Here is a 15,809-nt window from a genome sequence, read left to right on the forward strand (position 1 = left end):
CGAAAAGAGCGAAGCCTGTAAGAAAGCGCAGGTAGCGTAAATCTCAGACTATGCAGTACACGAAAGGAACAAATGCTCTGAGCCGCCCACGATATCTCCTAACAGGACTTACATATTTAAATAACTTGTTTTCGCAAAATGACGTAAACGCCTACGATAGTTTCTTGAACGTATCAAATTCATGTCGTGAGCAGCTCACAACCAACAGTCATGACCTACGACGAACCCGCCAGCTCCACGCCCGATTTGCTTACGCCGTCATCTCCCGTGGTGTTGCGCGGCGATGACGCCTATGACCGCATACGCCGCGACCTGCTTTCGTGCAAGCTCATGCCCGGGTCGACCGTGACTGAAAGCCAGTTGATGTCGGAGTACGACATCGGTAAAACGAGTTGCCGTATCGCGCTCGTGCGGCTCGTACATGAGGGCTTCGTTCGTTCTCTGCCGCGACAGGGTTATCGAATTGCAGCGATCACATTGAAAGATGTCGAAGAGGTGTTCGCGCTGCGGGTACAACTCGAACCACTGGCAGCGCGGCTGGCCTGCGGGCGTGTGGACGTTGAATTGCTGCGGCGTCTCGAAGCGGCATGCCGCGTGCCGCATCCGGAGCGGGCGCTGTCGGCACAAATCGATGTTTTCCTCGACGCGAATCGCGAATTTCATCTGGCGATAGCCGCAGCCAGCGGTAACGAGCGCTTGCATAGAACGCTCGCCAGCTTGCTCGATGAAATGTCGCGTCTCGTCGCGCTTGGCTTTGGAGTGCAGGGCACTAAACCCGAGATCAAGCACGATCACAACGCAATGATCGATGCGTTCATCGCAGGCGATGGACGCCGCGCGGAGACCATTGCGCGCCGACATATAGAGACATTCCAGAGCATGACAATGGAGAAGGTCTACGCGAGTCTTTCCAGCGCGGGGGCATCGTTGCCGCTGTACACAGTGGCGGAGCTTCGCCGATGAGCGCCACCACTTCCGCGGCCATCTCATTGCGCTGTGTCGGGAAAAACTTCGGAACACTAAAGGTTATAGATCACGTTTCGTTCGATGTCGAGCAAGGCGAAATAGTGGCGCTCCTCGGCACCTCGGGATGCGGCAAGAGCACGCTGCTCAATATGGTTGCCGGACTGCTTGAGGCGAGCGAAGGCGAACTCTGGATCGACGGCAATCGCAGCGAAGGGACGAAGGACCGCAATGCTCTCTCGTATATGTTCCAGGAAGACCGGCTGTTGCCCTGGCGCACCGCACGTGCGAATGCGGAGTTCGGTCTTGAAGCGGCGCGTCCCGCGATTCCAGCTCGCGAACGCCACACGCGCGCAAACGCGGTTCTTGATTTGGTAGGACTCCAAGGTTTCGCCGATTCCCACCCGCACCAGTTATCGGGCGGCATGCGCAGCCGCGTTGCGCTTGCACGGAGCCTTGTCACCGGGCCCCGCATCCTTTTGATGGACGAACCGTTCTCAAAGCTTGATCCGCAGATGCGCTCACAAATGCACGACGAACTGCTGCGCATTCATGCCACGCAGCGCATGACCGTGCTGTTCGTGACTCACGACGTGGAGGAAGCGATTGTGCTTGCGGATCGAGTCGTGGTGCTTGCGCCGCGTCCTGGCCGCGTGCGCGAGATTGTCGATGTCAACCTGCCGCGCCCGCGTACCGCCACCGATCCCACCGTGGCCGAGGCGATCCGCCAATTGCGTCTCCTGATCTGACCCATGTCCACTGTTCCGCGTAGTTCGTTCGTTTCAACCGTTGCACAACGCGTGGTCCTCGTTGTCCTGCTGCTCGCGGCATGGTGGCTCGTATCGCTGCGCATGCCGCAGTTCGTATTACCCGGGCCGCTGAGAGTGGCGCACGCATTTGTCGGTCTCGTAGAAAGCGGCACGTTCTTCGATGATCTCGGCATCACGCTGTATCGCGTGGTGGCTGGATTTCTACTCGCCGCTGCGGTCGGTGCGCCGCTTGGCATTGCGCTTGGTTCCAGCCCGCGCGTGGCGAATTTCTTCGAGCCGCTGCTATCGATTGTGAACACCGTGTCGTCGGCGATCTGGGCGGTGTTCGCCATCATCTGGTTTGGCATTTCGAACGCGACCACCATCTTCGTCGTGTTCATGACGGCAATGCCGCTGATCCTGACGAATGTATGGCAAGGCGCGCTGACCGTGGACAGGAATCACGTCGAGCTCGCGCGCAGTTTTCGCATGTCGCGAACGCAGATCATGCGCAAGATTTTCATGCCTACCATCCTGCCGCATTTCTTCGCCGGCGCGCGGCTCGCGTTCGGTTTCGGCTGGCGCGTGTCGCTGGTGGCGGAGACGATCGGGTCATCGAATGGCATTGGTTACCGCTTGCGGCAGGCGGCCGATCTCGTGCAAACCGATCAGGTTTTCGCGTGGACCGTCACGCTCGTTGTCCTGATGCTGTTGCTCGAAGCGGGTGTGTTGAAGCCACTCGAGCGCCGCCTGTTTCGATGGAAAAAGACCCACTGATATAACGGGGAACAAGGAACATGAAACGCATTTCATTCTTCAGGCGAGGCGCGGCGGCAGCTGCCGTTGCGACGGCCGCGATGCTCGGCGACTTGCAGACGGCGCACGCTGAACCCATGCGCATCGGCTATTGGACGAGCGGCGTGAGCCTGGGTTTCGGCGCGGTGCTCGAGGCGCAAAAATTTCTGCAGCAGCGCGGCCTCGACGTCACCTTCGTTCGTTTCTCCGACGTCAACGCGCCGAATCGCGCGCTGGCCGCCAACGCGATCGACTTCGCATTCGCGGCGCCCGCAGCCGCTGTTTTCAGCACGGCCGCCGAGGGCGTGCCGTTGAAGATCGTGCTTGCGACTCAACCGGCCGATGTCGAATTCATTGCGCCGGAGGACTCGCCGATCAAGTCGCTTGCCGACCTCCGTGGCAAGAAAGTCGGTATGTCGCCGCCGGGCAGTTCGGTTGCGGCAATCGCCACCGCGGTGCTGCAGGGCAATGACGGCATCAAGGCCAACGACTTTTCCATCGTCCCAGGAAACGAAGCGCGGCTCGCGCAGTTCCTGGTCCAAAAGCAGGTCGATGCTGCCGCGTTGAGATCGGTAACCATCGCACAACTGAAGGAATTGAAGATCAAGCGGCTCGGCAGTTTTGGCAGTGAATGGAAGAAGCTGACGAAGTCCGATGCAACGCCTTACATAGGCGTGAGCGCGATCCGTGCGGACTACCTCGCCCAGCATCCGCAAGACGTGGCGAAGTTGATCGCGGGCATGCGCACGGCGCTGCAGTGGGGCGCAACGCATCAGAACGATGTAGCCGCAATCTTGCAGAAGAGCGCGAATCTTCCCGCCGAAGACGCGCAAGCGTATGCCTCGCGATGGTCGGACATCAATCGCGTGACCTTCGATCCAATTGACCTCGAGACGCTCAAGCGCGAGCACCAGATATTCGTGGACGGCGGTGTGATCAAAGGCACGCTGCCCACCGATCTCTTCGATACCGGCCCCTATGCCGCGTCGAAATCAATCCAATAACAGGAGCAGACACCGTGACAACCTCCATTCCATCGACCATGAAGGCGCTCGTGCTGAACGAGCACGGCGACCTCGATCAACTCCACGTAGTGACCGACAAACCCGTGCCGAAGGCAACGCCTGGACATGTGGTGATCCGCGTGCGTGCATCGTCGTTCAACTATCACGATGTGTTCACCGTGAAGGGCATGCCGGGCATCAAGGTGCCGTTTCCAGTCGTGATCGGGCTCGACATGTCGGGCGACATTGCGGAGTTGGGCGAGGGCGTGCAAGGGTGGAAGACCGGAGACCGTGTGCTCGTGAACCCGCTGTATCCCGGGAAAGGCTTGATGGGCGAGATGCTTGATGGCGGCATGGCGCAATATTGCCTGGTGTCGGTCGGGCAGTTGCTTCGGTTACCCGACGCCGTGAGCTACGACGCCGCGTCCGCTTTGCCCGTGGCGTACGGCACCGCACACCGCATGCTGGTCACGCACAAGACGGTGAAGGCGGGCGACCGCGTATTGATTCTCGGCGCGAGCGGGGGAGTGGGGACGGCCTGCATTCTGATCGCAAAGCAACTCGGCGCCGAGGTGATCGCGTGCGCCGGCAGCGACGAGAAGTGCGAGCAGCTGAAAGCACTCGGCGCTAATCATACGGTCAACTACAAATCGACCGATTTCTCGAAGTGGGCGATTGGCGAGTACGGCAAGCCGCAGCGCCGGACTTACGAGGGAGGGGTGGACGTCGTGGTGAATTTCACGGGCGGCGACACCTGGGTGCCATCGCTGAAGTGCCTGAAGCGCGGCGGCACGCTGCTCGTGTGCGGCGCAACGGCTGGCCACGCGCCTGCCGAAGACCTTCGATACATCTGGAGCTTTGAGCTGAAGATCATCGGCTCGAACAGTTTCTACGATGAAAACCTGCGCGCGCTGCTCGACCAGATCGCGGCGGGAGAGCTGGTGCCGTCCATCGACCGGACGCTGCCGCTGGAACAAGCGGCCGAAGGGCTGCGGCTGATTCGCGACCGCGAAGTGCTGGGCAAGGTCGTGGTCAATCCCTGAATAGTTTGGCGAGAGAAACTGAGGAAAACATCATGAGCGAAGCAACATTGCCGAGCGCGCACGATATTGAGGCGCGTTTGCGGCGAGGTCCTTTTCACGAATGGCTCGGCTTGAAAGTGATATCGGTGAGCGAGGGCGAGATTGAATTGCGTGCGACCTGGCGCGAAGAATGGGTCGTGAATCCCGACAAGGGCTACACGCACGGCGGCATTCTCGCCGCGCTCGTGGACCTGGCGGCGGATTGGGCGCTGGTATCGAAGACTGGACGGGGTGTGCCTACCATCGACCTGCGCGTGGACTATCACCGTGCCGCGTTCCAGGGCGACCTGACCGTGAAGGGGAAGGTGATCAAGTTCGGCTCGCAAGTGTCCGTGTCCGAAGCACAGGTCTTCGATAAAGACGGCAAGCTCGTCGCCAGCGGACGCGGCGCCTATTCAACGGCGACGGCGACGGCGGCGGCAGCGGCAGCGGCAGCGTCAACCCCCTGATGCTGAAGCTCGACCATCTCGTCATCAACACGCGTTTCGATACCGACGCTGCTCAGCACGCTTTCGAGCAACTCGGCTTCACGGTTGCACCGCGCGGGTATCACACGCTCGGGTCGATCAATCACGCGATCGTGTTCGATGACCACTACCTTGAACTCATCGGCTTGCCTGCCGATGGCAAGACCGTGCGCGAGGAGATTGTGTCGAATCCGCTGGGTCCCGAGGGTCTTGTGTTCCGCATCGACGATCCGGCTGAAACCTTCAATACGCTGTGCCACGCCGGTTTCCACGCGACGCCGCCGCAGACTTTCTCGCGGCCGGTCGAACTTGACGGCGAGTCTCCCGCCGACGCGCGCTTCACCACCGTTCGGTTGAAGCCAGGCCAGCTCGACGGAGGCCGCGTCTATTTCTGCCAGCACCTGACACCCGGCCTCGTGTTCCGTCGCGAGTGGCAGCGCCATCCGAATGGAGCGACGAGTTTGAGCGCGCTGCATCTCGTCGATGTTGCGCCCGAACCGTATGTGCAACTCGGCGAGATCGAGCGGGGCTTCGAACTGGTGTACTGGACGCGAGCGGATTTCGACACGCGGTTTGGCACGACTGCGCAATGCATTACCGTGCGCGGACCGCGTTATGGCGCGATAACGGTCCGCACACCGGACTGGCGCGCATCGGGCGAGCGCGCGGCTGCAGCGGGTTTCCCTGCCGCCATCGAGTTGAAAAGGGCGCTCGTTGCACTGCCTCGCTTTGATACCTTGCTGGAATTCATACCATGACTTTCCCGATGAATCTCGGCGCGTTGATCGCGCGCGGCGAGGGTAGTGACCGAGGCGCCGACACACTAGCGATCATCGGACTAGACGATGGTTTCAACGAGCGTCAATACACCTTCGCTGAACTCGATACGCTAGCCGACGCAGTGGCGCACACGCTCGCCAGCCGGTACGCTCGAGGCGAACGCATTGCATTACTCGCAGCGAATTCGGCGAACTATGTCGCGACGATGCTGGGCATCATGCGCGCTGGTTTGGTCGCTGTGCCGGTCAACTATAAATTCCCGCGTGTGCTGATTGCGGACGTGATCGCCGACAGCGGTGCGCGTCTCGTCTTCACCGATTCCCAGCGTTTCGCTGACGCTCCCGTTGCGCTGCTGCGCGTGGTGTTCGATGGTCAGCAAGAAGCGATCAACGCCCAACCATTCCAGTCGTTTATCGCGCCAGCAAAATCGCTCGACTTAAGCTTCGAGCCGGTTGTTCCGCACGAAAAAGAAGCGGCCTTGTTCCTGTATACATCGGGTTCCACGGGCCGGCCGAAGGGCGTCGTGCTCTCGCACGCGAGTCATCTCTGGGTGGTTGAGACGCGCTTGAAAGCGCAGCCGCTTGGCGGTGAGCGCGTGCTGATCGCCGCGCCGCTTTATCACATGAACGCGCTCGCGCTCGTGTTTCTTACGCTGGCCGCGCGCGCCACAACCGTATTGATGCCCGCTTTCAACGCCCGCAATTACATTCGCGCGATTGATACTTATCGCTGCACGTGGCTCACTTCCGTGCCACCGATGATCGCCATGATGATGCAGGAGCATGAACTGCTTGCGCGTACGGATTTGTCATCGGTGCGATATGTGCGGATGGGCTCGGCGCCCGTCAGTGGCGCGTTGCTCGAGCGCACGCATGCGCTGCTGCCGAACGCGAAGGTCATCAACGCGTACGGCACGACCGAGGGCGGCCCGGTCGTGTTCGGGCCGCACCCCGCGGGTTTGCTCACGCCGGCGCACGCGATCGGCGCGGCCCATCCGCAAGTGGATCTTCGTCTCATCGATACAAACGGCGAACTCTCGTGCGAAGGTGAACTGGAGATGCGCAGCCCGGGCCTGATGAATGGATATCACAACCGCCCGGATCTGACGACGCCGATCACGCCGGACGGTTTTTATCGCACCGGCGATGTATTCCGTCGCGACGCAGATGGCTTCTACACGTTCATCGGACGACGCGACGACATGTTCGTTTCCGGCGGCGAAAACATCTTCCCGGGGGACGTGGAAAAGATGCTCGAGCGGCATCCATCGATCCAGCAAGCGAGCGTGATTCCCGTCGACGATGCCATCAAGGGTACGAAACCCGTAGCCTTTGTCGTGCTGAAACAAGGGGCGCAATTGAGCGTGGAGGAGGTGAAAGCGTTCGCGCTGGAACACGCGCCGGCGTACCAGCATCCGCGGCAAGTCTGGTTCGTCGATGCATTTCCGCTCGCGTCGACCAACAAGATCGACCGGGCGGTTTTAAAGCGCGAAGCGGCCAGGCGTCTGGCCGACGAAGGGCGCCATGAAAAGGGCTGAGGACGCATGTATCAAGCTATATCATCGAGTTTGATATATATAAAAACTGGTGATATAGCTTGATATCTGCGCTTCCCAAGCGATGACACGGTGCGTGTTGCGGTTCTGCCCACATCACGCACGGCGTCTGAACCATCCCGTCAGTGATAAACGGTCGCGCGTCGCGGGCAATACTTCGTGCAGCATGTCGGCGGACAAAAACACTGCGATACGGCTGCCGACCGGCGAGATGTCCCGCGTATCCAAACCTTCCGGGTGCAGCCTCAAAGCCCCGCCATGCTCGGGTAGCCAGTCCGCGTTCAGATAGACGATGACGGATACGGTCCGGCTGTCGTCGTAGCGAAACCGGTCACGATGCTGCATGTATGAAGCACCCGGTGCGTAGAACGCAAAGTGGCTTTCGTAGTCATCGAGGCCCAGGAACAGGCCGCGATTCAACGCAACGCGCAGTGTTTCCATGATCGCGAGGTAGCGGTCGCACGCGATCGACTGACCGGCTTCCAGCCACTGGATCCGGTCGCCGCGCACACCAGGTTGCAGCGATTGCGCCGCGCCCTGGCTGACGCGCGCCGGGGTAAGCGCGCCGGCTGCGGCGAGCGCCGCGCATTCCAGCGCGAGCGCGAGGGTCAGATCCGCCGGCAAGAAAATGTCCTGCTCCGACCAGCCATGCTCATGAACGGCATCGACAATATGACGATGCAGGCCATCTGCCGGCGCATCGGAATGCGTCGGCGGTTGTAATCGGATCACTGCGGATTCCTTCGAACGAAGGTGCTGAGTGGAAATTCGGACGGCCGTCCGAGGTGGGCAACGGACTTAAGCGGGGAAACGGATATGCGAAGGTGGGGCTTGGACGGTGCTTTGATCTGAGCTGCAGATTTTAACACCCGGGCCTGCCGGTTCCCGGATGTTCCTTGACGCGGCATTGGCATCGAGGGGCCGGTGTTTTTCCGTTGTCGCGATTACGGCTTAGCGGATTTTTCCCGGCCGCCATGCCCCTGACCTAACCAAGTCACCGCTTCAAATCCGAGCCGCATCAACCGCTTAGATCGCCGCCCGACACGTTATCCACAGGGTTGCCAACATAAACGGTGAATAACCCGCGCGACGGTTTCGCTGCAAGAACACGTCGCGCCAGCCTAAGCCGGAATCGGAAAATGCACGCCGGCCCGTTGCGCCGCATTCACGATATGCGCTTCAATTGCACGCCCGGCATGCTCGCTGTCGCGCGCCTTCAACGCTTCGACAATCGCCAGATGCTCGTGATACGTCGACAGCACCAGTTCCCGCCGATAAAACGGCAAACGCTGGCTCTCTTTCATGATGTCGGCGCTGCCGCGCAGGATCGATTCAATCGCCGTATTGCCCGCGAGGCTCACGATCCGCATATGGAACGCGAAGTCGAGTTGCGCGGCTTCATCGAGTTCGGCGCAGGTCAGCGCGCTTTGCAGCGAGTCGAGGTTGTCCTGCAGCCAGACAATGTCCGCGTCCCCAATCGCCGGCGCCGCTAATCGGGCGACAAACCCTTCGAGCGCGAAACGCATCTGGTAGGTGTCGGGCAGCGACGCCTGATCGGCGAAACGCCACGCGTGCGCGCCGGCCGCCTCGGCGCTATTCACATACACGCCTTTGCCGGGACGAATATTCAGCATCCCGAGCGCTTCGAGCGTGGAGAGCGCTTCACGCAGCGAGGCGCGGCTGATCGCCAGTTCCTCCGATAACTGCCGCTGCGCCGGCAGCAGACTTCCCACGGGATAAACGCTCGTCTCGATCCGCTCACGAATGGTCGCGATGGCGGCATCGGTCACGGTATGCGGAAGATTTTTCATAGGATGGTTAAGAGTGGCGCGGTCTGACCGCCATTGTAGGCGTGCCGTCGCCAAGCGTCTGCTTCAACATTCAATCCCCCGACGAATCGCGCACAAAAAGCCGGGTAAACCGCTAGAAATCGGCCCTTGACTCCACTATATCGGCTTTCTAATATTCCTCATCAGCAACTGGTCCGACCAGTCGGAACAGTTAGCATAGTCACCAATCCCGTGCCGTGCGACATCGAGGAGACACACCGTGTTGAGATTTCTTAATTCCCTGTTTGGGCGAGTCATGATTGCGCTGGTCGCGGGCATTGTGATCGGCGCGGTGTTTCCCCACTTCGCGCAGACGCTGAGGCCGCTCGGCGACGGTTTCCTCAAGCTCATCAAGATGGTGATCGGGCCAATCGTGTTCTGCGTGGTCGTCTCGGGCATGGCAAGCGCGGGGAACCTCAAGAAGGTCGGGCGCGTCGGGTTGAAGTCGGTGATCTACTTCGAGGTGATGACCACGATCGCGCTCGTCATCGGCGCCGTGCTCGCGTATGCGACGCGACCGGGCGCAGGCATGAATATCGACCTCCATACGCTCGATGCCGGCTCGCTTGCCACCTACACGGAGCACGCAAAAAGCCTGAAGGATACGGCCGGCTTCCTGCTCAAGATCATCCCCGATACCGCCACTGACGCCTTCGCGAAGGGCGACATCCTGCAAGTGCTCGTGTTCTCCGTCCTGTTCGGCGCGGCGCTTTCGCTGCTAGGCGAGAAGGCGCAGCGCGTGACGAGTCTTATCGATGAACTCTCGCACGTGTTTTTCCGCATCATGGGCTTCATCATCAAGCTCGCGCCGCTCGGCGTGCTCGGTGCAATTGCGTTCACGACCGGGACGTATGGTGTCGAGTCGCTGAAGCAACTCGGCATGCTGGTGGTCGTGTTCTATGTGAGCTGCTTCCTGTTCGTGTTCGTCGTGCTCGGCGTGGTGATGCGGCTCACCGGTTTCAGCATCTTCAAGCTCGTTCGATATCTGCGCGAAGAACTGCTGATCGTGCTTGGCACCGCCTCGTCGGACGCCGTGCTGCCGCAGATCATGCGCAAGCTCGAATGGATGGGCGTGAAGGATTCCACCGTCGGACTCGTGATCCCGACGGGTTATTCGTTCAACCTCGACGGCTTCTCGATCTATCTCACGCTTGCCGTGATCTTCATCGCGCAGGCCACCAACACGCCGCTGTCGATCCACGACCTGATCGTGGTGGTGCTGGTGTCGCTGGTGACATCGAAGGGCGCGCATGGCATTCCAGGCTCAGCCATCGTGATCCTGGCCGCCACGCTCTCCGCGATTCCCGCCATCCCCGTGCTCGGCCTTGTGCTGATCCTGCCGGTGGACTGGTTCGTCGGCATTGCGCGTGCCGTCACGAACCTGATCGGCAACTGCGTCGCGACGGTGGTCGTGGCCGTGTGGGAAAAAGATATCGACCGGGTCCGCGCCACGCGCGTGTTGAATCAGGATGCCGAACTAATTTTCGTCCCCGCCGATCACATCGGCGCAAACCATGGCCATGGCCACGAACCCGCGCACGCAGTCTGAGCGCGCCGTGTTCATCGCCATTCCCTGAATCGTTTTAAAGGAACCACTTTCATGGCTAGTCCCGTACTCGACCCGAACGCTCCGGCATTTACCCGCCGCTTCATGAACCTCGCCGATCCGCGTCTCGGCGCCACGGCGCTCTTCGCCAGCGATGAATTCTTCGCGCCCAAGGAGCGCATGCTCGACCCGCAGCCGGCGGTTTTCATTCCGGGTAAATACGACGATAACGGCAAGTGGATGGACGGTTGGGAAACGCGTCGCAAGCGCACCAATGGCTACGATTTCTGCATCGTCAAGCTGGCGCGGCCGGGCACCATTCACGGCGTTGACCTGGATACGAGTCACTTCACCGGCAACTTCCCGCCGGCAGCATCAATCGATGCCTGCATGAGTGACAGCGCCACGCCGCAAGATGATGCCGACTGGCGCGAGATCGTGTCGGCGACCACGCTGCAAGGCAACCAGCATCACTATCTTTCGATCGCCGATGCCCGCGCTTACACGCACCTGCGCGTGAACATTTATCCCGATGGCGGCATCGCGCGCTTGCGGGTGTACGGCCAGCCGAAAGTCGACTGGACGCGGGTTGAACGCGGCTCGCGACTCGATCTGGCTGCTATCGAAAACGGCGCTTATCTGGTCGCGGCGAACAACCAGCATTTCGGGCCAGCATCGCAGATGCTGATGCCCGGGCGTGGCGTGGATATGGGCGATGGGTGGGAAACGCGGCGCCGCCGTGAGCCCGGCAACGACTGGGCGATCGTCGCGCTGGCGCACCCCGGCGTGATCCACGCGGTCGAAGTCGATACGGCCCACTTCAAGGGCAATTTCCCCGATGGATGTTCGCTGCAGGCAGCACGCGTTGCGGGCGGCACGGACGAGTCGCTCGTTACGCAGGCCATGTTCTGGCCGGTTCTGCTGCCGCAACAGAAGTTGTCGGCGGACAATATCCATCGATTCGAAAGCGAAGTGGCCGCGCTAGGCCCCGTCACGCACGTTCGCTTCAACATGTTCCCGGACGGCGGCGTGTCGCGCTTGCGCCTGTTCGGTGCCATCGAGTAAGACGACATGAACACGCCTAACACGCTTACGCTCGAACCCCTGACGCGCGCGGCGTTTAAACCGTTCGGCGATGTCATCGAACTCGACGGCGCGCAGCATTTCCCGATCAACGGCGGCACGACCGAGCGTTTCCACGATCTGGCGTGCGTGGATGTTGGCGCGGACGAGGGCGGCCGGCCGCTCATCAATGTATTCCGAGGGCAGCCGCGCGCACAACCGGTCGAGATCTCGATGATGGAGCGTCACCCGCTGGGCAGTCAGGCATTCCTGCCGCTTGGCGTGGCGTCATATCTGGTGGTTGTCGCGCCAGCAGGTGAATTCGATGCCTCGAAACTGCGCGCATTTTTCACGCGCGGCTGGCAGGGCGTGAACTATGCGCGGGGCGTCTGGCATCATCCGTTGATCGTGCTGGATGCGGCGGCGGATTTTATCGTGGTGGATCGTGGCGGGGAGGAAGCGAATTGTGAGGAAACCTTCCTATCTGAGCACTTGCGGCTGATCGAAGGCGAACTCGTTTGTTCATCTGCGGCGTGAAAGCGTATATCCGGGCCTGTGCTTTTGTTTTTGGAGCATGGCCCGGCATCGTCATATAAGCCCTTGCTCCATGCGTTATTCTGGATGCATCCCGCTTCCATGCGGAGCGAAACCAGATGATGGAAGGCCTTGGCAAATGACACAGAACATCTACGACAACCCTGCGTTCTTCGAGGGTTACAGCAAGCTGGTCCGCTCGGTGCAGAAACTGGCGGGCGCACCGGAATGGCCTGCGCTCATGGCTCTGCTTGCGCCGATGCGCGGCCTCAGGGTCGTGGATCTTGGTTGCGGTTATGGCTGGTTCTGCCGTTGGGCAGGCGAGCAGGGAGCGGCGTCCGTCCTCGGTCTCGACGTGTCCGAAAAGATGCTGGAACGCGCGCGATCGTCATCTGCGGACCCGGCGATCACCTATGCAGGAATGGGGACCGACAGATGAAGAGGTCGCCGCGCGCCCCGAACTGGCGGAGGAGCGCGAGCGTCCCATGATGTTGCTGGTATCCGCGAGCCGGTAAGCGTCCTATGAGCGGCTTCAGAGACTAGGGCTGCATGGCAGCTATGACACCCTCTTGCCCGGTATCGAGGCCCGATGAACCCCACACGTCCGGGGCCGCGCTTGCGCACACCCGATTACGCCCGGCGTTTTTTGCGCGATACAACTGCGCATCGGCGGCGCCCACGAGGCTTTCCTCGGTCACGAAGGTTGAATCGGATTCACCTGCGCAATTCAGCGCCACAACACCAAAACTCGCGGTGGAACGTACCTCGCGGCCGTCCCACGCGCGCGTGGTCGTCAATTCCAGCGACTGGCGCATCCGCTCGGCGAGCATCGTCGCGCCCGCGAGATCCGTTTGCGGAAGCAGCAACAGGAATTCCTCGCCGCCGTAGCGGATCACGCTGTCGACCTGATGCCGCGTGTGGGCAAGCAACATGGCCGCAAAGGTGCGCAAGACGGCGTCGCCCGCGGGGTGCCCGTAGGTATCGTTGATCTGCTTGAAGTGGTCGATGTCGCACAGGATCACCGCGAGCTTGAGCTTGTATCGGCGGGTGCGCTGGAGCTCGGCGGCGAACAAAACATCAGTCAGGTAGCGGCGGTTGAAGCAGCCGGTGAGATAGTCGCGCACCGAGAGATTGCGCAGCATGGCGTGCTGGCAGAACTGGTCGCGGATCAGGCAATTATGGCGGCGAGCCATCACATAACCGAGAGCGTTGGTGAAAACAAGCAGCATGGACGATGTCAGCAACGCCGACGGGTCCAGCGCCTTGGACGCGGCGGATATGGCGACAAATCCGGCTGTTGCGGCGAGCGCGATGAGTAACGCCCAGATCAGCTTGTTCGGGATGAAGTTATAAACCACGATCAGCATGATGCCCATGGACATGCAGTGCACCGTCATGCCGGTCGGACGCAGCCATGTGATCGCCATGAAGGCCGCGAAGCCGACCACTTCGACCGCGCTCGCGGCCATGCGCAGGGATGTCACTGAAACTTGCCGCAAGCTTGCAATGCGTAAGCTCACCACGCACGTCAACGCGACGAAGCAGCGGGCCAGGAACAGCACAAGGGTCGTGCGGGTGTAACCGAGGGCACTGATGTCCGTCACCACGAAAGCGACGTAGAACACGCTGCAAAATAACAGCGCGCGCACGAGCGCAGCATGGTTTGCGATCCGGTGATGACGCTGAAACTCATGTTCCACCGACGGGTCTTCAAACTCGGACCACAGGCGGTCAAGTCTGAAATTAGTCTCGGTGTCAAACCGTGAAATTTCACTCAGTTCTGCCATCGCTCGATGTCGGATGTCGCGGTTGGGGCAACATGATAAGTCATTTCATTGATTTACCCGATGGCCCGGCGAGCATGACCTCGCCCGCAAACCTGGCAGCGATTCCGTCCAGTGTGTCACCCAACCGTATACCTGCGCCGGATCGGCCTGACCGCGAGGCGGCCATGCGGCGAATAGCGTAAAACCGGGCACCTCGGTATCGACGCGCGGGCCGGCCATTTCCCGGCCTGGGCCCTTCAGGATGTGCCGAAAGGAGTCGATATCCCGGACACGGGACTGAAAGTCCGGTCCGGAGATTGGAGAATTCCACGCGGCCTGTCGCACGGAATTCCGAGGTGAACGTATGCAAAAGAAACTGTTCGTCACGGTAGCCGCCGCGCTGATGTCTTCTCTGGGCGCGCTGCATCCCGAATCCGCATGTGCCGCCGATGTTGCAGCCTCGGCCTATGAAGACTCGACCGTCGATGCATCTCTCGATCCCGGCGAAGAGCGCGTTTCCGCCGATGGCGACAATCAGGCGCGCCTGAAGGACCTGCGCTACGCGTATTTCATCGGCTATAACGCGCGCGCCAGGGAGGACTCGAAATCCTATGCGACCTTGGGTGACGAGGTGAAACATCAGCAGAAGCAGCTTGTCGCGCCTGCCATGCCCGCACCGCCGAAACCGGTTGCCGAGCGGGTTGCGCCGCCAAGGCGGGCCGTAGCGCAAGCCGCGTCGCCAAGACAAGTATCCGCACCGGTCGTACCGCCGAAGGGAATTGCTGCCGCGCGAGTCACACCCTCCAGGCAGGTCGTCGCACAAGCTGAACCTGTTCCGCTGAAGCGCGTTCTCGCGCAAGCCGCGCCCGTGCCGCAGAAGCACGTTTACGCGCAAGTCGAGTCTGTGCCGCCGAGGCGGGTCGTAGCGCCCGTCGTTTCATTGAAGCAGGCTTCGATGCAGATCACGCCGCGTAAGCGGGCTGAAGTGCAACCCGTCTCTCTGAAGCAGGTTTCTACACGGACTACGCCGCCGAAGCTGTTTGCCACCGAATCCGAGCCGCCGATACTGACTCCGACGCAAGCCGAGAGGGCATTGCCGGAATCAAAATCGGACAATGACGATGAGGCGCAGGTAACGCAGAGCCGCAATTCGCAGAACGCTCAGCGGGCAGTGCCGCAGTACCGGCAGGCCGATGAGGAATCGCAATACGCCGCGGAACAGCGAACTCAAGCGACTCCAGCGGCTCAAGCAGCGCAACCTCGGCAATATCAGCAATATCAGAACAGGCAGCCCCAGCAATACGCTGCGGCGCCGGCCTATAACCAAGCGTCAACAGAGTCTCAGCAGGAAGGTGGGTACGCAGGGCGGGAATACGGGCCGCCGCCCTTGCCGCCTCGAACCGTTCAGGCTAGCCGGTACGCGTCCGCGCAGTACCAACCGGCCTACGCGCAGCCCGCCTACGTACCTCGGCCGCCCCCTCAGGCCGCGGCACAGCAGGTCGTCATAGTGGGCCGCGCGCCTGCCTATCCGTCATATAACCAGATGTACACGCCGCCTGAACTTCGGCGACCGTACCCCGCCGGTTACGGCAATCCGGCGCAGCCAGCCGGGTATCAGGGATGGGAGTAGGCGGCTCACTCACATGAGCCGCCGGGCGAGCTAACCCGCGTACGCAA

General features: G+C 61.0%; 15 protein-coding genes and 1 pseudogene. 13 read left to right on the forward strand and 3 right to left on the reverse strand.

Annotated features, from left to right (window positions below; all coding sequences use genetic code 11):
• The first annotated feature begins 210 nt into the window (after positions 1-210).
• The 8 genes from ACMX25_RS18770 to ACMX25_RS18805 are packed head-to-tail and all read left to right on the forward strand — an operon-like array spanning position 211 to position 7,377.
• The gene (locus ACMX25_RS18770) at positions 211-963 is read left to right on the forward strand and encodes a GntR family transcriptional regulator (RefSeq protein ID WP_414951561.1); all 753 of its coding nucleotides are present in this window, start codon (positions 211-213) and stop codon (positions 961-963) included.
• Positions 960-1,712 carry an ABC transporter ATP-binding protein gene (locus tag ACMX25_RS18775; protein ID WP_414951562.1) on the forward strand — a complete coding sequence of 251 codons (753 nt, stop codon included), beginning with the start codon at positions 960-962 and terminating at the stop codon, positions 1,710-1,712. Before ACMX25_RS18770 ends, ACMX25_RS18775 begins: the two co-directional genes overlap by 4 nt.
• A gap of 3 nt (positions 1,713-1,715) precedes the next feature.
• Entirely contained in the window at positions 1,716-2,489 is a 774-nt protein-coding gene (locus ACMX25_RS18780) for an ABC transporter permease (protein WP_414951563.1), read from the forward strand.
• Between the two features lie 20 nt (positions 2,490-2,509).
• Positions 2,510-3,511, forward strand: a complete 1,002-nt coding sequence (locus ACMX25_RS18785; RefSeq protein ID WP_414951565.1) for an ABC transporter substrate-binding protein — start codon at positions 2,510-2,512, stop codon at positions 3,509-3,511.
• Positions 3,512-3,549: 38 nt separating this feature from the next.
• Positions 3,550-4,554 (forward strand): quinone oxidoreductase family protein, encoded by a 1,005-nt coding sequence (locus tag ACMX25_RS18790; RefSeq protein WP_414951677.1) that lies wholly within the window; start codon positions 3,550-3,552, stop codon positions 4,552-4,554.
• A gap of 32 nt (positions 4,555-4,586) precedes the next feature.
• A complete protein-coding gene (locus ACMX25_RS18795; RefSeq protein ID WP_414951567.1) occupies positions 4,587-5,042 on the forward strand; it encodes a PaaI family thioesterase in 456 nt (151 codons plus the stop codon).
• Positions 5,042-5,818 (forward strand): VOC family protein, encoded by a 777-nt coding sequence (locus tag ACMX25_RS18800; protein WP_414951568.1) that lies wholly within the window; start codon positions 5,042-5,044, stop codon positions 5,816-5,818. Before ACMX25_RS18795 ends, ACMX25_RS18800 begins: the two co-directional genes overlap by 1 nt.
• Positions 5,815-7,377, forward strand: coding sequence for a class I adenylate-forming enzyme family protein (locus ACMX25_RS18805; RefSeq protein ID WP_414951569.1), 1,563 nt, complete (start codon positions 5,815-5,817; stop codon positions 7,375-7,377). The genes ACMX25_RS18800 and ACMX25_RS18805 overlap by 4 nt, the downstream gene beginning before the upstream one ends.
• A 114-nt stretch (positions 7,378-7,491) precedes the next feature.
• Here ACMX25_RS18805 and ACMX25_RS18810 read toward each other — a convergent pair whose 3' ends face one another.
• Positions 7,492-8,127, reverse strand: a complete 636-nt coding sequence (locus tag ACMX25_RS18810) for a 2OG-Fe(II) oxygenase (protein WP_414951570.1) — start codon at positions 8,125-8,127, stop codon at positions 7,492-7,494.
• 389 nt (positions 8,128-8,516) lie between these two features.
• A complete protein-coding gene (locus ACMX25_RS18815; RefSeq protein WP_414951571.1) occupies positions 8,517-9,206 on the reverse strand; it encodes a FadR/GntR family transcriptional regulator in 690 nt (229 codons plus the stop codon).
• A gap of 238 nt (positions 9,207-9,444) precedes the next feature.
• Between ACMX25_RS18815 and ACMX25_RS18820 the strand changes: the two genes are divergently transcribed.
• The 4 genes and pseudogenes from ACMX25_RS18820 to ACMX25_RS18835 form a co-directional block, all read left to right on the forward strand.
• On the forward strand, positions 9,445-10,773 hold the full coding sequence (locus ACMX25_RS18820) for a C4-dicarboxylate transporter DctA (protein WP_414951572.1): 1,329 nt from the start codon (positions 9,445-9,447) through the stop codon (positions 10,771-10,773).
• A gap of 51 nt (positions 10,774-10,824) precedes the next feature.
• Positions 10,825-11,835, forward strand: a complete 1,011-nt coding sequence (gene alc, locus ACMX25_RS18825; RefSeq protein ID WP_414951573.1) for an allantoicase — start codon at positions 10,825-10,827, stop codon at positions 11,833-11,835.
• Between the two features lie 6 nt (positions 11,836-11,841).
• The gene (locus ACMX25_RS18830; protein WP_414951574.1) at positions 11,842-12,369 is read left to right on the forward strand and encodes an ureidoglycolate lyase; all 528 of its coding nucleotides are present in this window, start codon (positions 11,842-11,844) and stop codon (positions 12,367-12,369) included.
• 136 nt (positions 12,370-12,505) lie between these two features.
• Positions 12,506-12,802 (forward strand): annotated as a pseudogene (locus tag ACMX25_RS18835) (class I SAM-dependent methyltransferase); the annotation flags it as partial.
• A 103-nt stretch (positions 12,803-12,905) separates the two neighbouring features.
• On the opposite strand, the gene ACMX25_RS18840 reads toward ACMX25_RS18835, so the two are convergent.
• A complete protein-coding gene (locus ACMX25_RS18840) occupies positions 12,906-14,153 on the reverse strand; it encodes a GGDEF domain-containing protein (RefSeq protein ID WP_414951575.1) in 1,248 nt (415 codons plus the stop codon).
• 343 nt (positions 14,154-14,496) lie between these two features.
• Here ACMX25_RS18840 and ACMX25_RS18845 point away from each other — a divergent pair, with 343 nt between their 5' ends.
• Positions 14,497-15,762, forward strand: coding sequence for a hypothetical protein (locus tag ACMX25_RS18845; protein ID WP_414951576.1), 1,266 nt, complete (start codon positions 14,497-14,499; stop codon positions 15,760-15,762).
• Positions 15,763-15,809: the final 47 nt, after the last annotated feature.

The organism is Caballeronia eucalypticola, from assembly GCF_047608185.1.
GTDB lineage: Bacteria > Pseudomonadota > Gammaproteobacteria > Burkholderiales > Burkholderiaceae > Caballeronia.